Here is an 18,620-nt window from a genome sequence, read left to right on the forward strand (position 1 = left end):
GGCCCGTACACCCTCGGTACAGACCGCGCTACTACACGTCCGCCTCTCCCCGCGGGGGAGCGACGGGGCAAACATCAACGTTTGAAATAGATATATTTCGGCTCGGTGGGTACATAGGTATCATCGTCCCACAACGTGCTCGTAATCATCAGGTCGGCACTGTACCGGTTGCAGGCAATAGGCACATTGTGTACCCGGCACTGACGCAGCAGCATCTGTATATCGGCCTCGTGCGGCTGCGGATTGAGGTCGTCGATGAGGAAGATGGCCAGGTCGATTTGATGGCGCACCACCAATGCGGCAATCTCGGCATCGCCACCCAACGGACCCGAATTCATGCAGGTCACATCGGCCGGGATATGCAGTTCTTCGAAAGCCTCCTTGACCAAACGGCCCGTCGTACCCGTACATACCAGATGATGGTGCGACAACAGTTCGGCATTGTGTTTTACCCACTCCACCATATCGGCCTTGCGATTATCGTGCGCAACCAGCGCAATGGTTAATCTCTTTTTCATAGCTCCATATTTTTAAGATTGAACACTTTGATACTTTCTGCGAATCGAACGCTGATGAATCAACAGCGCCACAACAGCAATCACGAATGCGATGAAATCGGATATCGGCATGCTCCACCACACCCCGCTGGTAGACCAGTAATTGGGCAGAATCAGCAACAACGGCAACAGGAACAGCAGCTGCCGCGACAACGAAAGGAATATCGATACCGGAGCCCGACCTATCGACTGGAAAAAGTTGGAGATAACAATCTGGCAACCCACAAAGGGGAACATGGCACAACTGATGCGCAACCCCACCACCGACAAATCGACCAGCTCTTCGCTGGTGGTAAAGAGTGCCACAATGGCATGGGGAAAGAGCTCGCTCAAGACAAAACCCACAGTCATTATCGACACCCCGGCCGTGATACCGTAGCGCAACGTCTTGCGCACCCGGTCATACTGCCGGGCACCGAAGTTGTAGCCCACAATAGGCTGCATACCCTGGGTAATACCCATTACAATCATCACAAAGAGCATGAGCGTGCGGTTCACGATACCATAGGCACCGATAGCCAAGTCGCCACCCGTGCGCTGCAAGGCATTGTTGATAAAGATTACCACCACACAAGCACACACGTTCATGAGGAAAGGCGACATGCCTATCGAGAAAATCTTGCCTACCACATGAGCCTTCAGCCGAGCATAGCGCCGGTCGAAGTGTACAAAACTGTTCTTATTGGAAAAGTGGGCAAGTACCCACACCATGGCCACCGTCTGTGAGGCTAACGTAGCCAATGCCGCACCCCGTATGCCCCATCCCAACGTGAAGATAAAGATAGGCGCCAATATCACGTTGCAACCCACCGTAAGCAACGACGAGAGCATCGCCTTGCGCGGATATCCCGTGGCTCGCATCACATTGTTCAATCCAATGAACACATAGGTAATGGGGGTGCCCAGCAGAATCACCTGCATGAAGTCACGGGCATAGGGCAGCGTGTCGTGACTGGCCCCGAAGAAGAGCAGGATGGGATCGAGAAACAGGAAGGTCAGCCCGCCGAAACAAATCGCATTGACAATGCACATGAACAGCACGTTGTGCACCACCTCGGTCGCCCGCACCCGGTCGCCCTGTCCCAGGAATATCGAACTGATGGTGGCCCCGCCAATACCCACCAGCGTACAGAAGGCAACCACCAGGTTCATCAGCGGGAAGGTAATGGCCAAACCGGCAATGGCCAGCGCTCCTACCCCATGCCCGATAAAGATACTGTCGATGATATTGTAGAGCGATGTGACGGTCATCGCGATAATGGCCGGCACCGAATACTGTACCAACAGCTTGCCGATAGGCTCGGAACCGAGAATCAATGGGGAAGTACGATCTGTCATAGTCTATTCTAATTTCGCAATTAACTCCTGCATAAAACAGAACCCGATGAAGCAACGCCCTGTGGGGGACGTGCTATCTTTGTCTCTCCGCGACAAAGGTACAAATTATTCGACACCTGTGGCATGAACATAAGCATTTTATAACAAATCGGTATTTTTAATAAAACTCACATTCGGCAAGGCTATCCAAATTTCAAATTAAACTTCATGATACCAACACCTTAAAACATTCACGACAAACGCGCAAAACCACAAGCCGGTTCATTAAAAAAATAAAATTATACCAAAACAGAACCGTTTTTTACAACTCCTTGTTATATTTGTACAAGAAACAGGAAGTTGCGACTCGTGCAGCCCCCGATGACAAGGGGTGTCGCAGTCTCCGTTTCTCCCATTACACAAACAGTTAATTCGAGTAAGAGATGAAAAAACTTTTATTGCTGCTTATCATAAGCTTGACTCTATTCTCCTGCGAAGGTCCCATGGGGCCGCAAGGGCCGCAAGGCGTCCCCGGCGAAGGCATGTATTGGAAATACTACACCTACACCGTGAAGTCGAGCGACTGGGAGCTTGTGACCTCGGAAGACGGTCTCAACACCTACTACATGTATATATTCCAAAATGCCGATATCACCGACGACCTCTACCTCAACGGCTATGTGCTGGGCTATCTGGTACAGTCGCCGGGCACCAACGACGAGGTCATCACCCCCCTGCCCTACACCGTACACCGGGGCAGCACCGATGCCCAAAGCGGCCAGGAGATGCTCTGGACCGAGACCTACACCTACGACTACATGCCGGGCAGCGTAGCTTTCTATGTGCAATACAGCGACTTTGCCCAACAGCAACCCAGCGACATGACATTCCGCGTGGTGCTCAACAATTGAAACCTGTAAACCAAAAGACAAATAAAATCGCCCGAGGCTGTACTCGTCATGAGAGTACAGCCTCGAGTGTATAGAGCCAATACCTGTTCGGGAGCCACCTTTTCTGCCGCGATTCCGGCCAGTCAAATCAGGGATATTACTCGTATGAAGCGATATTCAGGAGAGACTGGAATAAATGTTTTTTAAGGGATACTTAATAAAATGAAATAGTAATAAATAGAATCGCAATATACACGCAATCAATCTATTATCTCACAGGGTTACACGTTGAGAAGTTAAAATTCACCGGCTCTTTTTGGTTCTTTATTAGTGTCTGTCAAGATTATTGTATATCTTCGTAATTACTATGGCAGTACAAACAGATTTACCACAGATAGCAGCCTTGAAGATAGCTGCAGAAAAGCGTTTCGGTCACAAGATAGAAAGCCGCTCCGACTTTACCCTTTTCGGTGCGGAAATTGAACGTGTCACCAACGAACATTTGGCCGACAATACCCTGCGCCGCCTTTGGGGTAGTATCAAAGGATATAGTACCACCTATACCCGCACTCTCGACGTACTCTGCCGCTACATCGGCTTCAATCATTGGGAGGCATTCTGCAGCCATTTAAAACAACTCTCCGGGCCCGAATCGGACATCATAAAGAGTCATCACGCCATCCGGGTCGAGGAACTTGTTCCCGGCAACAGGCTACGCATTGGATGGCTGCCCGACCGCGTGTGCATCATCGAATTTCAAGGCGGACGCACCTTCAAGGCCATCGATTGCAAGAACTCTACCCTGCAAAACGGCGACAGCTTCGAATGTAGCATCCTGCTGAAACATTACCCCCTGTTTGTCGATAATCTTGTACATGGCGGAGAGCTGTGCCAGCGATACGCCATGGGACTCGACAACGGACTCACCATTCTCGAAAAACTCTAATCGCAGAGTCGCAGGCTGGAATATTGCCGCCCCTTTCAGACACTCATGATCCCATTTGCCAGATACCGCATCGTGTGCGGCGGCGTCCGGATCTCCCCCTCGTTATATTGGATAGAATACCGTGCGGAAGAAAAAAATATCGGCAACAAGTTCCAATATTTTATTCTCCACTCGTCTTTTACTATTATATTTGCTCTGAAAGTAGAGTATCATGAGAATATATTCCGCACCTACATCCATAGAAACGGCACCATCCAACAGTTCCATAACAGTCCTCGGAATTATCAGCGAGGGACGCATGTTCCGCATTTACCAGGCGCAGAAAGGGTCAAAATACATCATCCTCAAAACCCCGGTCACCAACGATTCGATGCTGATCGAAATCCTCCGCCGGGAGTATGAACTGGCCTGCAACCTCAACCATCCCTGTGTTGTCAGCACCTTGGAGTTCAACCCCCACACCCCCGTGGGGCCGGCCCTGGTCATGGAATATATCGACGGACTGACACTCGACGAGTTTGTCGCCTCCAACCCCACCCTCGAAGAGCGCAAGGCCGTGCTCAACGACATACTCGACGGGTTGGACTATCTGCACCATCGAGGCATCATACACAACGACCTCAAGCCCGACAACATCATCGTCAACAGCAACAAGGCGGCACGCATCATCGACTTCGGTTTCTCGGCCAGCACCGACAGCGCCTACAAAGGTTATATCGGGGGCTCCGACGGATATACCGCCCCCGAAATTCTCAACGGCTCGGGATCGGCCGGAACCACATCCGACATTTTCACGCTGGGCCGTCTGATAAACCTCATTTTCGGAGGCCGCAAATATGGGGAAGTTGCACGCAGATGCAGCCGACAAAACCCCTCGGAACGCCCACAAAACATACAGGCCCTGCGTGTACTTATCAAGCGCCGGAATCGCCGCCCCCTCCTGGTGGCATCGGTTGCCGCATCGATTGTCGTTGCCTTGTTCATCGCCGCATCGATTGTCTATCGCCACAACGAAACCGTGCAAATGGAACGACGCATAGCACAAAGCATGGACTCGGTATATCAAAAAACGACCGATAAGATTGAAGCACAAACCCAACGGGATTCCCTGCAAACCGACCAACGCATCGAGGAAAAAGTCGTATCCTACACTCAGGAAACCGAACAAACCAAACTGGCCCAAAAGCTGCAACGCCGGAAAAAACTGATCGAGCAATTCGAAAAAGAGATGAATCCGCCCTATGAACGGGCCATCACCCGAATGAAAAAGCAGAAATACAAAGAGTTGGCTATTGTCTATGCCGGGGCATATTACTACTTCATGACCCCCTACCTGAAATCCATCACCCGCAAATATCCACCCTTGCCCGACGGGTCGGTCGCCGAAGAGACCGATGCGGCATTCGCAGTCTATTTGCGCCAACACAACACCATCGATTCGCTGCACTCCTCGCTGCCTTCCATCAACACCTTACCTCCCGCACAACGCGACTCGATTATACGAGTCATCAATCAGTTGAAACCCTGATATACAAACAAAACGAACCCCAAACCCGAGTTTGGAGTTCGCCTTGACTTGTGTGACATGAATTATATCACCCATGGAACAACAGCCCCCTGAATAAGAATAGCTGTTATTGTATGTTGAAGTTAGCTGCTCTAATGAAGGACAAAAAGATTAGTGCATATTTTGTGCGGCCTGAAGCATCTTCTGGTTAATCTGATTGTAGCGGTTTACCTGAGATACAGACATTCCACTGGTTGCACTCGACAACTTTTTGGTAAGTTCTTGCGACTTCTGTAAGAAGCTGGCAGACTCGGTCATGGCCGACATATCACCGGCACTTGCTTTCTGCAACATCGAAACATACGAATCGACATACTCTTCATAGGAATCCAACAGAGCATCCCAGTCTTCTGAACCGCTATCGCTGGAAACTGCTGCGTCGCTGGAAAAGTCAGAACTGCCATCCCATTCAATCTCCTCGCCATCTTCGTTTTCTATAACTATATTGGCAGCTTCATAAGGAGTAAACTGAGTAACTTTTTCAAAGTCTTTAGCGTCCTCAGCTTCGTCATATAAACATTCAAAAATTATATCGGCTGTACTCCCCTCATCTCCTGTAAGGAGGTTCTTCAGTTTTAGCCTATTGTCGTCTCTTACACCCAAGTTGAAAAGAGCTGTTTCATTTTCATCTAAAAGATTAATCTCAGCTCCTCTATAAACATCCTCAAAGTCAATATCATTGGGGTCCACATTCTTAAGACCACTTCTTACCATCTGCAAGGTAACCTTGAGGCGGATGTACTTAGTACTATCTTCATCTTCTACGATGCTCAGCTCGGCAGGTTGATCTGCTACAACCAAACATTTTGACACGGTTCCCGAAAGGAATTTAGTATCTGTGGGTTTAATTTTGGAACCATCAGATCCCGAACAGGATGCCATCACAGCCACAATAGCGGCAAGTCCAAATACAAAAAGACTCTTTTTCATAATAGTTGCGTTTAATTTAAATGGTTATTTATATTTTTGTTCTTTATGTTCTTTTTAGGGATGGATTGAAACACCACCCGAATTTCATATATATTTCCGGATGCAATCACAAAGTTTTACCAGTTTGCCAAAATCCGGCCCTCTTTGTCGGTGAACTTACCGGCCAATATCATAATCCAGTCGATGAAGGTCCAGATGCCCAATCCACCGAGCGTGAACAACATGGCCACGGCCGTTCCTATTTTTCCTACATAGAACCGATGAACACCCAAGCCACCAAAAAAGAAGCACAGGAGAAAAGCTACCAAACGACTCTTCTCACTGGCACCCGGCTGGGCGCCACCATTAACACCCGTAAGGCTTCCACATTTCGGACAAGCAACCGCATCATCGTCAATTGCAGCTCCACATTTTTTACAATACATAACGTTTAGAGTTTAAGATTAATAATATTATTACTAATAAGTGTTTATTTCTGCTGCAAATATCTGTAATTCCACCCGAAAGGCCATAGCCCTTTTTGGGCCTAGTTTTTAATATAGCATTTCACAGAGAGTCGGATTTTATGAATATAAATATTTAATAATCAGACATATAAAGAACCAAATACATAGTAACATTTCCGTGGTTCCTGTCACCGTCAAAAGGACTTGCCGGCACCTCGTCGCGCATGAGAATTGTCGTTCCACGCCGGTACGCGGAGTAGAGAGAGGAAAAAGAGTACAATTTTTTTTTACAAAACCAGGCCGACCTGGAAACCGCATCAAGTGTGGTAGCCCCAGGCAAAAACAGCAACGCCCCGAAGGTCTGGTTAAACTTTCGGGGCGCTCTTTATTTATTAATATAATGATTCGTCAACAAGCCTTGAAGCTCATGTCGAGCCCCTTGACCGAGTGGGTGAGTGCTCCCACCGAGATGAAATCGACGCCACACTCAGCATAGTCGCGAATGGTGTCGTAGGTGATACCGCCCGACGACTCGGTCTCGTATTTGCCATCGACAATCTTCACAGCCTCGCGGGTGAGCTCGGGCGAAAAGTTGTCGAGCATGATGCGATCGACACCACCCACGCGCATTACCTCGCGCAGTTCGTCGAGGTTGCGCACCTCGATTTCGATTTTCAGGTCTTTGCCTTTCTCCTTCAGATACTCGTGACAACGGGTGATGGCGTTCTCGATACCACCGGCAAAATCGACGTGGTTGTCTTTGAGCAGAATCATGTCGAAGAGGCCGATGCGGTGGTTTACCCCGCCGCCAATCTTCACGGCCGCCTTCTCGAGCATGCGCATGCCCGGCGTGGTCTTGCGGGTGTCGAGTATGCGGGTGTGCAGCCCCTCGAGCCGTTTCACATAACGGCGGGTCATGGTAGCGATACCGCTCATGCGCTGCATCACGTTGAGCATGAGGCGCTCGGTTTGCAAAAGCGATTGCACACGGCCCTCGACGACAAAGGCGACATCGCCGGGTTTCACCTCGGCTCCGTCCTCGATATAGACGGTCATCTTCAACTCGGGGTCGAAGCGGTGGAATATCTCGCGGGCTACCTCTACACCGGCCAATACACCGGGTTCCTTAATCAGCAATTTCGATTTTCCCATGGCCGTTGCGGGAATACAACACAAGGTCGTGTGGTCGCCGTCGCCTATATCCTCGGCAAACGCCAGGTCGATCAACTCATCGACCAACTGCTCGGTAGTTTTCATATCTTTCTGTTTTTATATTTTTTAAACAACCGCAAAGATAACACAAGGGAAAGAGCAAAACAAGTTTGATTTTACTCTTTGTTTATACTAATTTTGCAGAAAATTTATAAAACGGCATGAAAATATCGCTACTGGTCGTGGGGAAAACGGTGGAACCGTACTTCGTTCAAGGTATCGAGGAGTACAGCAAACGGCTCGCTCATTACGTGCCGTTCGAGATGATTGTCATCCCCGAACTGCGCAATACCAAAAGCCTCAGTACCGACCAGCAGAAGGAGCGGGAGGCCGACCTCATCTTGAAGTCGCTCCTGCCCGGCGATTATATCGTGTTGCTCGACGAGCACGGCAAGGAGTTCACCTCGATGCAGTTTGCCTCGTATCTCGAAAAGAAGATGGCCAACGTGGCCAAACGGCTGGTCTTCGTCATCGGGGGGCCCTACGGATTCTCCAACCGCGTTTACCAGGCAGCCCACGAAAAGATATCGTTATCGAAGATGACCTATTCGCACCAGATGATACGACTCATCTTCACCGAGCAGCTCTATCGTGCCATGACCATTCTCAACAACGAACCTTATCATCACGAATAAGCATGAAACGGTTTTCCTACAAATCACTCATCGCCTCGGCCCTGCTCCTGGCCTGCGCTATCCCGGCGGCTCACGCCCGGGAATACAGCAGCGAAGTGGGTACGATGTGGAACTTCACCGTGTCGAAACAGATCGACCGGGTGAACCTGCAACTGCAACAAAACGTATGGACTTTGGGCAAATACTACGAGCGGTATATGCCCATCTTCACGGTATCCTACACGGCTATCCCGAAGTACCTGAAGCTGAACGTGCTCTACTATTATATGAACCAACAGACTCCCCCGGGCACCTACAAGAACCGCCATCGGTACCACCTGGGGGCGACCTTCTCCTACCCCATCGACCGATGGTCACTGTCGCTCAACTCGCGCTTCGAATCGACCTATACCATCGGGAGCGACAAGCCGGTGAACAAGTGGCGCAACAAGCTGCTCTTCAGCTATGCCATTCCAAACAGCCGATGGACTCCTTTCTTCCATGCCGACATATTCCTCATGCTCAACGGCAACAAAGCCGGTGAGTTCGACCGGGTATGGTACGACGCCGGGGTCGAATATCGCATCGACAACAAAAATTCGATTGAGTGTAAAATTCGGGAAGAACATCTCATCAGCACGGCTCCCCAGCAGCTCAACACCCTGTTCTCGCTGGCCTATAAACTGAAACTGTAAGCACTGTCGGACAAGAGCTAATCGACCCAGAAGAGGTCGCTCATCACATCGTCGGAAGTAAAGAGCCCCGCACGCGTGATGCGCAGCACGCCATTGTCGAGCGAAAGCCGGCCGGCACGCAAGTGTGGCTGTGCCTGTTCGAGACAGTAGCGCAGGCGAGCCTCACCAAAGTCGGCCCGCAACCGATTCAAGTCGAGCCCCCAGCAGGTGCGCAACGAGGTGAGTATGCGCTCGTTGTACAGACTGTCGCTACTCTCAAGCTCCTCGTCAAAGGCCACACGCCCTGCCTCGATAGCCATCACATAGCGAGACAGCGAAGCGGGATTGATGCGCCGCACCCGACCGTCGTAACTGTGAGCCGCGGCTCCCAGCCCCAGATAGGGCACCCCGGTCCAATATGAGGTATTGTGCCGGGCATAGCGGCCGTCACGGGCAAAATTGGAGATTTCGTAGTGTTCATATCGGGCAGCAGCCAACCGATCGATCAAGCAATCGAACATCTGCAACGACAACTCCTCGTCGCACTCCCTCACCTCACCCCGCTCACGCATGCGCCACAAAGGGGTGCCCTCTTCGTAGATGAGATTGTAGGCCGAGAGGTGAGGCACACCCAGTGCCACGGCCTGTTGCAGATTGGCCTGCCAGGCCTCAAGAGTCTGGCCCGGCAATCCATAAATAAGGTCAATACTGATATTGTCGTAACCGGCGGCCTGGCAACGCTCCACGGCCTCGACAGCCCCCCGGGCCGTATGCCGCCGACGCAGGAAAGCCAAGTCGGCATCGGAGAAACTCTGTACCCCCATACTCAGGCGGTTGACCGGTGTCTCTTTCAACGAGGCAATAAACTGCGGAGTCACATCGTCGGGGTTTGCCTCGAGGGTCACCTCGCTGCACGCCCCCCAATCGACCACCGTCGAGAGAGCGGCGAACAACCGGGCGCGCTCGGCCGTCGAGAGTGTCGAGGGAGTGCCACCGCCCAGATAGACAGTCGATACCGGCTCACTCCCCAACTCGGCCCGGCGCAGTTCCAGCTCGCGACACACCGCCTCGACATAGCGCCCGCGCCACGACGAATCGGTCGAAGAGAAGAAATCGCAATAGACACAGCGACTCGCACAAAACGGAATATGGATATAGATGCCAGCCATCGGGATACAAAAATACAAAACTTCGATTCACAAACAATGTTTTGTAACATAGTTCTCGTCGTTGCTTTTTCGAAATATAATTTCTAATTTGCGAACGCTTTGTTTCAAACGCCACAAGCGTTCTTGTTTTATTAAAAACTTTAATATCATGAAAGTTTACCAATCTCACGAAATCAAAAACATTGCCCTCTTGGGTAGTAAAGGCTCGGGTAAGACCACCCTCGCAGAAGCTATGCTCTACGAGTGTGGCGTAATAAAACGCCGCGGGACTGTCGAAGGAAAGAACACCGTATCGGACTATTTCCCTGTGGAAAAAGAGTATGGCTACTCGGTATTTTCCACAGTTTTTTATGCCGAATTTTTAGGAAAGAAACTCAACGTAATAGATTGCCCGGGAGCCGACGACTTCGTGGGTAGCGCTATCACCGCCCTCAATGTAACGGATACGGGAGTTATCGTCATCGACTCGCAGTATGGAGTCGAGGTAGGAACTCAAAACATCTTCCGTACCGCCGAAAGCCTGAACAAACCCATTCTTTTCGCCATGAACCAACTCGACGGCGAAAAAGCCGATTACGAAAACGTAATCCACCAGATGCGCGAGACATTCGGCAACCGAATCGTTCAAGTGCAATACCCGCTCAGTTGCGGGCCGTCGTTCAACGCCATGATCGACGTACTGCTCATGAAAATGTACAGCTGGTCGCCCGAAGGCGGCAAGCCCACTATATCTGAAATTCCCGAGAGCGAAATGGAAAAAGCCCGGGAGCTGAACCAAAAACTGGTAGAGGCCGCCGCCGAAAACGACGAGACTCTGATGGAGAAATTCTTCGAGCAAGGCTCCTTGACCGAAGACGAGATGCGCGAAGGTATCCGCAAGGGATTGGTAACCCGCAGCATCTACCCGGTATTCTGCGTGAGCGCCCTGCGCGACATGGGTGTGCGCCGCATGATGGAGTTCCTCGGCAACGTGGTTCCCTTCGTATCGGAGATGCCCAAACCCGTCAACACCGCAGGCGAAGAGGTTGCTCCCGACGCCAACGGCCCCACAAGCCTCTTCTGCTTCAAGACCACGGTCGAGCCTCACATTGGCGAGGTATCCTACTTCAAAGTCATGTCGGGTACCGTGCATCAGGGCGACGACCTTGTGAATGTAGATCGTGGCGACGGCCGCGAGCGATTGGCCCAACTCTTCTGCGTGTGCGGCCAGATACGCACCCCGGTCGAGGAGCTGGTAGCCGGCGATATAGGCGCATCGGTCAAGCTCAAGGATGTACGCACCGGAAACACTCTCGATGCCAAAGGCTGCGAGTATCACTTCGACTTCATCAAATACCCGGCACCCAAGTACCAACGTGCCATCAAACCCGTCAATGAATCGGATGCCGAGAAGCTGAGCGAAATTCTCACCCGCATGCACGAGGAGGATCCCACCTGGCAAATCGAACAGTCGAAAGAGTTGAAACAAACCATCGTATCGGGACAGGGCGAATTCCACCTGCGCACCCTCAAATGGCGTATCGAAAACAACGACAAACTCCCCGTCGAGTTCATCGAGCCCCGCATCCCCTACCGCGAGACCATTACCAAGGCTGCCCGGGCCGACTACCGCCACAAGAAACAGTCGGGCGGTGCCGGACAGTTTGGCGAGGTACACCTCATCGTCGAGCCCTACTACGAAGGGATGCCTGCCCCCGACACCTACAAGTTCAACAACCAGGAGTACCGCATGAACGTGCGCGACACCCAAACCATCGACCTCGAATGGGGCGGCAAGCTGGTCGTTTGCAACTGTATCGTGGGTGGTGCCATCGATGCCCGCTTTATCCCGGCCATCGTCAAAGGTCTGATGGACCGCATGGAGCAAGGCCCCCTCACCGGTTCATATGCCCGCGACGTGAGAGTATGCATTTACGACGGTAAGATGCACCCGGTTGACTCGAACGAAATCTCCTTCCGCCTGGCCGGCCGCAACGCTTTCAGCGAAGCCTTCCGCAACGCCGGGCCCAAGATTCTCGAACCGGTTTATGACGTGGAGGTACTCACCCCGTCGGATGTCATGGGCGACGTGATGAGCGACCTACAAGGACGCCGGGCCATCATCATGGGTATGTCGAGCGAAAAGGGTTTCGAAAAGATTACAGCCAAAGTTCCTTTGAAAGAGATGTCATCCTACTCGACCGCCCTCAGTTCAATTACCGGCGGGCGCTCCTCTTTCTCGATGAAATTTGCCTCTTACGAGCTCGTACCCTCTGACGTTCAAGAGAAACTGCTCAAGGCTTACGAAGCCGAACAAACCGACGAATAAGCCCCACTCTGTTAAATAATCAAAAAGCCACTGGTTTTTCCCAGTGGCTTTTTTGCATATAAACATTTATTTGTTAAATTTGCAGAAATTGTTAACAATAAACAGTTATAGGTTTTCATAAAATAAAACAAAAATAGCGGATTGAGTGTTTATGTAATAAATTTTACAAACGATGTAAAAAAAATAGACACTCACACTCGCTCAACAGGAAAAAGATAGAGAGGCAACCACAATGAAAAAGTCAACAATCTGGCTACTGGCCATCATCATGGCTCTCACGTTTATCGGTTTGCTCTACATACAAATCATGTATATGGAGAATATGATAAAAATGAGAAACGAGCAATTTACCGAAGCCGTAAAGAGGAGCCTGTATGCCGTATCGACAAGCCTCGAACTGGACGAGACCCAACGTTATCTGGACGAATATCTGGAAGAGGAGGAGAAGAAGATGCTCTCGTCCTACAGCCGGCAAACCGACCAGCAAGACATCACTTCGCATCACCAGTTTTCCATCGTATCGCCCGACGGGACGGTAGCCAACTTCTCATTCCGGGAGCAGACGAGTACCATCATTACCCCGGCTACACCCCGTCCCCAAGACCACAATACCCTCATCAGCACCTATCGCAACATGCAGGAGGCTCGCAAGGGACAATACCTCTACCAGAAGGGGCTGTTGAACGAAGTGATACTCAACATGCTCAGCAAAGCCAGCACACGGCCCGTGCTGGAGCGCATCGATATCAACAAACTGGAAACCTACCTGAAGTCGGAGTTTGAGAACAACGGCCTCAACCTGCCGTTCCAGTTTGCCATCTACAACAAGAACGAAAAGATTCTGTACAGCTCCAACCAATACGATCCCAAGATCGAGGGGAACCTCTTCACACAGGCCATCTTCCCCAACGATCCGCCGGCCCGTATCAACTACCTGAAGGTCTATTTCCCCACCAAACGGAACTACATATCGAGTTCGGTCAAGTTCATGATCCCCTCGTTTGCCTTCACCCTCATTCTGTTGGTAACCTTCCTCTTCACCATCATCACTGCCTTCCGTCAAAAGAAGCTCACCGAGATGAAGAACGACTTTATCAACAACATGACCCACGAGTTCAAGACCCCCATATCGACCATATCGCTGGCCGCACAAATGCTCAACGACCCCTCGGTCTCGAAGAGCCCGGCCCTGTTCCAACACATATCGGGCGTGATCAACGACGAGACCAAGCGCCTGCGGTTCCAGGTCGAGAAGGTGTTGCAGATGTCGATGTTTGACCGGCAAAAGACACTCATGAAACTGCATAACGTCGATGTCAACGACATTGTCACAAGCGTGATGAGTACCTTTAAACTCAAGGTCGAGAAGTATGGCGGTGTAATCGACGCCGATCTCGAGGCCGAAGACGCCATTGTATCGGTCGATGAGATGCACTTTACCAACGTCATATTCAACCTGCTCGACAACGCCGTGAAGTACCGCCGCGAAGAGGAGCCCCTCTCGCTCTTCATCCGCACCCGCACCATCGGCGACAAGGTAGAGATATCGATTCGCGACAATGGTATAGGTATCAAACGGGAAGATCTGAAAAAGATATTCGACAAGTTCTATCGCGTATCTACCGGCAACCGCCACGACGTGAAAGGATTCGGACTGGGCCTCGCCTACGTCCACAAAATCATCACCGACCTCAAGGGCGACATCCGCGTAGAGAGCGAAATCAACCAGGGTTCGACATTTATAATTACACTACCACTAATAAAAAACAAATGACTATGGAAGAAAGATTGCGTATTCTACTATGCGAAGATGATGAAAATCTTGGCATGTTGTTAAGAGAGTATTTGCAAGCCAAAGGCTATGCCGCCGACCTCTTCTCCGACGGAGAGAGCGGTTACAAGGCTTTCCTCAAAGGCAAATACGACCTGTGCGTACTCGACGTGATGATGCCTAAAAAAGACGGATTCACGCTGGCTCAAGAAATTCGTACCGTAAACGGAGAAGTCCCCATCATATTCTTGACTGCAAAATCGCTCAAGGAAGATATTCTCGAAGGATTCAAGATCGGAGCCGACGACTACATTACCAAACCCTTCAGCATGGAGGAGCTCGTGTTCCGTATCGAAGCCATCCTGCGTCGCGTAAAAGGCAAGAAGGGCAAAGAGGTGACCATGTACAAGATTGGCCGCTTCACCTTCGACACCCAGAAACAGGTTCTCGCCATCGACGACAAGAGCACCAAACTCACCACCAAAGAGTCGGAGTTGCTCAGCCTCCTGTGCGCCCACGTCAACGAGATACTCGAGCGTAACTTTGCCCTCAAGACCATCTGGATCGACGACAATTACTTCAACGCACGAAGCATGGATGTTTACATTACCAAACTGCGTAAACACCTCAAAGACGATCCCTCGATCGAGATCATCAATATCCACGGCAAGGGTTACAAGCTCATCGCTCCCGACGTAGAAGCCAAAACGAAATAATACGATACTCATCCCTGGAAAGGCGGCCCCCAAAAGCCGCCTTTCCTCATCTATATACCCTTCCTCGACAACCACAAAAAGACGGCTCTTCCATAAAGAATTCATCTTAAAATTTGTTTCTCCACCAGGGAACATTATCTTTGCAATCAAACCAAAAGAGACAAACATGTTACGCATCCTTACATTCCTATACCAGTGGCTCATCGCCATCCCCATCCTGTTCATACTCACCCTGCTCACCGCACTCATCACCCTCATAGGCTGCCGGCTGGGTAACGGCAACGTGTGGGGATACTACCCGGCCCACATCTGGTCGCGGCTGGTGTGCATTTTCTCGCTCGTGCGCATCGAGGTGCACGGCCGCGAAAACATCGACCCCAACACCTCCTATGTGTTCGTGGCCAACCACCAGGGAGCCTACGACATATTCCTCATCTACGGATACCTCAACCACAACTTCAAATGGATGATGAAAAAGAGCCTGCGCCACATCCCCTTCGTGGGAAGCGCCTGCGCCGCCGCCGGCCACATCTTTGTCGATAAATCCACCCCCAGCGGGGTCAAAGAGACCCTGCAAAAGGCCGAAGCCACCTTGCAGGGCGGCATGTCGCTCGTCGTGTTCCCCGAGGGAGCCCGCACCTGGACAGGTGCCATGCGGCCCTTCAAACGGGGAGCCTACCAGCTTGCCGTAGAATTTTCGCTTCCCGTAGTGCCCCTTACCATCGATGGCGCCTTCGCCGTGATGCCTCGCACCACCTACAACTTCAAGCCCGGCAAAATCGTTCTCACCATACACCCGCCCATCTATCCCGATGCAAATGAGGGGCATGACCTCGAACGTCTGATGCAGGAGTCGTACCAAGCCATAGAATCGGCCCTGCCTCTGAAATACCAGAGTGTAAAAAAATCTTAATCCCTGGAAAAATTACCGGCCAAACGATGGTCATATAAAAATAAAATTGCAACTTTGCAGTCGCAAAACAAAGCTTGTCCGGTGGTGTAATGGTAGCACTTCGGATTCTGGTTCCGCCTGTGAGGGTTCGAATCCTTCCCGGACAACAAAAAGCCATCTTCACATGTAGAGAAGATGGCTTTTTTGTATCCTGTTCACCCCCCGATATCGGGACAATCCGGCAAATATCCTCCCGCACATTGCCCATATTAGACATTTTTTTTACATCTTTGTAAAAGATAGAAAGCGGTTCGGTATGACCAAACCCGAAGAACCCAATTCCCCGTTTGTCTCTGCCCGACCCTTCGCTATCTGTATATTGGACATTCGATTGTAGCCCTAAAACCATTTCGACATGAAACAAATCATCACCCATTTTACAGACGATGACCTGTACAAGTTTACCATGTGCTGCGCCGTAATCGACAACTTCCCGAGGGCACAGGTAAAATATACCTTCACCGACCGTGACAATACCATCTACCCCACCGGTTTTGCCCAAGCCTTGAGCGAACAGATAGAGATGCTGGACTCGGTCACCATCACCGACGACGAGATCGATTTCATGAAACGTCAGTGCCGCTACATACCCACCTGGTTCTATACCTATCTGAAAGGGTTTCGCTATAATCACAAATGGGTGAAGGTACACCAGGACGACGAAGGTCACCTGCATGTCGATATCGAAGGGTCGTGGGCCAACACCATCCTGCTGGAAGTGAAACTGCTGGCCATCATCTCGGAACTCTATTACACCATGACCGGGCAAGACTCCTGTTTCGACTACCCGGCATACTACCAAAAGACCTACGCCAAGGGCAAGCAACTGCTGGAAGCCGGTTGTGTATTCAGCGATTTCGGTACCCGTCGCCGGGCCTCGTTCGAAAGCGAAGATACCGTGGTACGCGCCATGAAAGAGTGCGACCACAGCCAAGAATGGCCGGGACGCTTCGTGGGCACCAGCAACGTCTATCTGGCCATGAAGCACGATTTGCTGCCGATAGGCACCATGGCCCACGAGTTTATCTGTGCCATTGGCGGCATGTATGGCCCGCAAATGGCCAACCACATTGCCATGAACTACTGGCGCAACACCTTCAGGGGAGCCTTGGGTACGTTCCTCTACGACAGCTTCGGGTGGGACATCTTCAGCCTCAACTTCTCGGAAGACTTTGCCAACCTCTTCAAGGGGTTGCGCATCGACAGCGGCGACAACTACGAGCAACTGATGAAGATTGTAGAGAAATATCGCTCGCTGGGTATCGACCCCAAGAGCAAACAGATTATCTTCAGCAACGCCTTGAATACCCAGCAGGCCATCAAGATACAGCAATATGCCCGGGATTACTGCCAACCCTCATTCGGCATAGGCACTCACTTCACCAACGACTTCGACGGGGTGAAGCCCATGAATATCGTAATCAAGCTCATTGCCGCAAAGATTACCGAGTCGTGGTCGTTCTATAACGACACTTGCAAGATAAGCGAAGACGACGGGAAACACACCGGGAATGTAGAGGTAATCGACCGCTTCATGAAGGCCCTCCACATGAAATAGACGTCGGCCCGATTGGCCTATCCGCCAAGCCTCAGCGTGATTGCAAACGACAAACCGATATCGTCGCATAAAAAACCGGGAGCAGGACCTTAAGTCCTGCCCCCGGCAATTATTTACTTAGCATTAAATCACTTTACATACATAGCAGCCACGTTCTGCTCATGGGTCTGGGACGATGATCGCCCGGCATTGCCGTCACTGGAACTGTCGTCGAAATCACAGGTGTAAGTCTCGTTACCATGCGAGGTGCGCACATCAATCTTCAACCCCTTCAGGTCGGGAAACTCGGCATAGATATCGTCCAACCGGAAAGAGGCTACCCCCCACAAATAACGATCCACGTCGAGATCGTTCATGCGGTTATGACGGAATTTCAAATGAAGATACCCCTCACTGTCGGGAGCCGATGCCAGCGAATAGTCGCGCACGAGATTAATCATGTGCTTCTCCTGCCCGGCGCCACGCATCTCGAACTGCAGGGTCAGATACTTGTCGCTCGACCACATGCCCATCACGTTGATGGGATCGTTGCCTATACTGTCGGTTGTCTCGGGAGTGATGGGTATAATATTCTTGACCAGCACCGAGTCGATATCGTTGACAAGAATATAGTAGTCATACCCTTCGCGGTGCTCGTCGAGGAAGGTAAAGTTGACAATCACCCGCTGTCCGTTCTTTTTCAGATAACTCGGCAGACGGTCGCCATTCGAGGGGAAGAGCGTCTTTTTGTCGTCCATCTGGATATAGGGATCGGAACCCTCTTCGACCACCATATCGCCTATCGCATAGGAGTAGGGAACATAATAGTAATCCTCATCGTTGTTACACGATGCCAGGCCGCACGACAGCAACGCGCCCAGCAATCCGGCCCATAAAATGTGTTTCATCTTCATATCTTTCGGTTTTTAGATTTATCTGTTTTTATGAGATAAACGGGCCTTGAGGGTAAATACTGCATCGGCGATTGTTAAAGAGTGAAAAACAATTTTTCTA

Annotated in this window: 17 protein-coding genes and 1 tRNA gene; 11 read left to right on the plus strand and 7 right to left on the minus strand. The window is 50.9% G+C overall.

What is annotated here, in order from left to right; genetic code table 11:
- Nucleotides 1–74 precede the first annotated feature (74 nt).
- Complete coding sequence (locus B5G10_RS09440; protein WP_087424491.1) at nt 75–518, minus strand: methylglyoxal synthase; 444 nt, start codon at nt 516–518, stop codon at nt 75–77.
- Between the two features lie 12 nt (nt 519–530).
- Complete coding sequence (locus B5G10_RS09445) at nt 531–1,895, minus strand: MATE family efflux transporter (RefSeq protein WP_087424492.1); 1,365 nt, start codon at nt 1,893–1,895, stop codon at nt 531–533.
- A gap of 422 nt (nt 1,896–2,317) precedes the next feature.
- Here B5G10_RS09445 and B5G10_RS09450 point away from each other — a divergent pair, with 422 nt between their 5' ends.
- The 3 genes from B5G10_RS09450 (at nt 2,318) to B5G10_RS09460 (ending at nt 5,238) form a co-directional block, all read left to right on the plus strand.
- Nucleotides 2,318–2,785 (plus strand): hypothetical protein, encoded by a 468-nt coding sequence (locus tag B5G10_RS09450; RefSeq protein ID WP_143241115.1) that lies wholly within the window; start codon nt 2,318–2,320, stop codon nt 2,783–2,785.
- 346 nt (nt 2,786–3,131) lie between these two features.
- Nucleotides 3,132–3,710: a hypothetical protein gene (locus B5G10_RS09455; protein ID WP_143241116.1), complete on the plus strand. Its 579-nt coding sequence runs from the start codon at nt 3,132–3,134 to the stop codon at nt 3,708–3,710.
- A gap of 211 nt (nt 3,711–3,921) precedes the next feature.
- Nucleotides 3,922–5,238, plus strand: a complete 1,317-nt coding sequence (locus tag B5G10_RS09460; RefSeq protein WP_087424495.1) for a protein kinase — start codon at nt 3,922–3,924, stop codon at nt 5,236–5,238.
- Nucleotides 5,239–5,388: 150 nt separating this feature from the next.
- Here the strand turns inward: B5G10_RS09460 and B5G10_RS09465 are convergent, their stop codons facing one another.
- From B5G10_RS09465 to nadC, 3 genes are all read right to left on the minus strand, one after another.
- Complete coding sequence (locus tag B5G10_RS09465) at nt 5,389–6,207, minus strand: hypothetical protein (RefSeq protein ID WP_087424496.1); 819 nt, start codon at nt 6,205–6,207, stop codon at nt 5,389–5,391.
- Between the two features lie 116 nt (nt 6,208–6,323).
- Entirely contained in the window at nt 6,324–6,632 is a 309-nt protein-coding gene (locus tag B5G10_RS09470; RefSeq protein ID WP_087424497.1) for a TM2 domain-containing protein, read from the minus strand.
- A 429-nt stretch (nt 6,633–7,061) separates the two neighbouring features.
- Nucleotides 7,062–7,910, minus strand: coding sequence for a carboxylating nicotinate-nucleotide diphosphorylase (gene nadC / locus B5G10_RS09475; RefSeq protein WP_087424498.1), 849 nt, complete (start codon nt 7,908–7,910; stop codon nt 7,062–7,064).
- 116 nt (nt 7,911–8,026) lie between these two features.
- Between nadC and rlmH the strand changes: the two genes are divergently transcribed.
- Complete coding sequence (gene rlmH, locus B5G10_RS09480) at nt 8,027–8,500, plus strand: 23S rRNA (pseudouridine(1915)-N(3))-methyltransferase RlmH (protein ID WP_087424499.1); 474 nt, start codon at nt 8,027–8,029, stop codon at nt 8,498–8,500.
- Between the two features lie 2 nt (nt 8,501–8,502).
- A complete protein-coding gene (locus B5G10_RS09485; RefSeq protein WP_087424500.1) occupies nt 8,503–9,174 on the plus strand; it encodes a DUF2490 domain-containing protein in 672 nt (223 codons plus the stop codon).
- Nucleotides 9,175–9,191: 17 nt separating this feature from the next.
- Here the strand turns inward: B5G10_RS09485 and hemW are convergent, their stop codons facing one another.
- Nucleotides 9,192–10,322, minus strand: coding sequence for a radical SAM family heme chaperone HemW (gene hemW, locus B5G10_RS09490; RefSeq protein ID WP_087424501.1), 1,131 nt, complete (start codon nt 10,320–10,322; stop codon nt 9,192–9,194).
- Nucleotides 10,323–10,470: 148 nt separating this feature from the next.
- On the opposite strand from hemW, the gene B5G10_RS09495 reads away from it, so the two are divergent.
- From B5G10_RS09495 to pncB, 6 genes are all read left to right on the plus strand, one after another.
- Complete coding sequence (locus B5G10_RS09495) at nt 10,471–12,630, plus strand: elongation factor G (protein ID WP_087424502.1); 2,160 nt, start codon at nt 10,471–10,473, stop codon at nt 12,628–12,630.
- 232 nt (nt 12,631–12,862) lie between these two features.
- On the plus strand, nt 12,863–14,404 hold the full coding sequence (locus tag B5G10_RS09500) for a HAMP domain-containing sensor histidine kinase (protein ID WP_087424503.1): 1,542 nt from the start codon (nt 12,863–12,865) through the stop codon (nt 14,402–14,404).
- Nucleotides 14,405–14,406: 2 nt separating this feature from the next.
- Nucleotides 14,407–15,117, plus strand: a complete 711-nt coding sequence (locus B5G10_RS09505) for a response regulator transcription factor (protein ID WP_008861620.1) — start codon at nt 14,407–14,409, stop codon at nt 15,115–15,117.
- A 166-nt stretch (nt 15,118–15,283) separates the two neighbouring features.
- On the plus strand, nt 15,284–16,030 hold the full coding sequence (locus tag B5G10_RS09510) for a lysophospholipid acyltransferase family protein (protein ID WP_087424504.1): 747 nt from the start codon (nt 15,284–15,286) through the stop codon (nt 16,028–16,030).
- Nucleotides 16,031–16,105: 75 nt separating this feature from the next.
- Nucleotides 16,106–16,176, plus strand: a tRNA-Gln gene (locus tag B5G10_RS09515).
- 248 nt (nt 16,177–16,424) lie between these two features.
- Nucleotides 16,425–17,627: a nicotinate phosphoribosyltransferase gene (pncB, locus tag B5G10_RS09520; RefSeq protein WP_087424505.1), complete on the plus strand. Its 1,203-nt coding sequence runs from the start codon at nt 16,425–16,427 to the stop codon at nt 17,625–17,627.
- A gap of 128 nt (nt 17,628–17,755) precedes the next feature.
- On the opposite strand, the gene B5G10_RS09525 is transcribed toward pncB, so the two are convergent.
- Nucleotides 17,756–18,520 carry a NigD-like protein gene (locus B5G10_RS09525; protein ID WP_087424506.1) on the minus strand — a complete coding sequence of 255 codons (765 nt, stop codon included), beginning with the start codon at nt 18,518–18,520 and terminating at the stop codon, nt 17,756–17,758.
- Nucleotides 18,521–18,620: the final 100 nt, after the last annotated feature.

It is taken from the genome of Barnesiella sp. An55 (assembly GCF_002161555.1).
In the GTDB taxonomy this organism is placed as follows: domain Bacteria; phylum Bacteroidota; class Bacteroidia; order Bacteroidales; family Barnesiellaceae; genus Barnesiella; species Barnesiella merdipullorum.

Excerpts from the sequence above, each read along its gene's own strand:
- B5G10_RS09440 (WP_087424491.1), bottom strand. The coding sequence starts at position 518 with ATGAAAAAGAGATTAACCATTGCGCTGGTTGCGCACGATAATCGCAAG.
- B5G10_RS09445 (WP_087424492.1), bottom strand. The coding sequence starts at position 1,895 with ATGACAGATCGTACTTCCCCATTGATTCTCGGTTCCGAGCCTATCGGC.
- B5G10_RS09450 (WP_143241115.1), top strand. The coding sequence starts at position 2,318 with ATGAAAAAACTTTTATTGCTGCTTATCATAAGCTTGACTCTATTCTCC.
- B5G10_RS09455 (WP_143241116.1), top strand. The coding sequence starts at position 3,132 with ATGGCAGTACAAACAGATTTACCACAGATAGCAGCCTTGAAGATAGCT.
- B5G10_RS09460 (WP_087424495.1), top strand. The coding sequence starts at position 3,922 with ATGAGAATATATTCCGCACCTACATCCATAGAAACGGCACCATCCAAC.
- B5G10_RS09465 (WP_087424496.1), bottom strand. The coding sequence starts at position 6,207 with ATGAAAAAGAGTCTTTTTGTATTTGGACTTGCCGCTATTGTGGCTGTG.
- B5G10_RS09470 (WP_087424497.1), bottom strand. The coding sequence starts at position 6,632 with ATGTATTGTAAAAAATGTGGAGCTGCAATTGACGATGATGCGGTTGCT.
- nadC (WP_087424498.1), bottom strand. The coding sequence starts at position 7,910 with ATGAAAACTACCGAGCAGTTGGTCGATGAGTTGATCGACCTGGCGTTT.
- rlmH (WP_087424499.1), top strand. The coding sequence starts at position 8,027 with ATGAAAATATCGCTACTGGTCGTGGGGAAAACGGTGGAACCGTACTTC.
- B5G10_RS09485 (WP_087424500.1), top strand. The coding sequence starts at position 8,503 with ATGAAACGGTTTTCCTACAAATCACTCATCGCCTCGGCCCTGCTCCTG.
- hemW (WP_087424501.1), bottom strand. The coding sequence starts at position 10,322 with ATGGCTGGCATCTATATCCATATTCCGTTTTGTGCGAGTCGCTGTGTC.
- B5G10_RS09495 (WP_087424502.1), top strand. The coding sequence starts at position 10,471 with ATGAAAGTTTACCAATCTCACGAAATCAAAAACATTGCCCTCTTGGGT.
- B5G10_RS09500 (WP_087424503.1), top strand. The coding sequence starts at position 12,863 with ATGAAAAAGTCAACAATCTGGCTACTGGCCATCATCATGGCTCTCACG.
- B5G10_RS09505 (WP_008861620.1), top strand. The coding sequence starts at position 14,407 with ATGGAAGAAAGATTGCGTATTCTACTATGCGAAGATGATGAAAATCTT.
- B5G10_RS09510 (WP_087424504.1), top strand. The coding sequence starts at position 15,284 with ATGTTACGCATCCTTACATTCCTATACCAGTGGCTCATCGCCATCCCC.
- pncB (WP_087424505.1), top strand. The coding sequence starts at position 16,425 with ATGAAACAAATCATCACCCATTTTACAGACGATGACCTGTACAAGTTT.
- B5G10_RS09525 (WP_087424506.1), bottom strand. The coding sequence starts at position 18,520 with ATGAAGATGAAACACATTTTATGGGCCGGATTGCTGGGCGCGTTGCTG.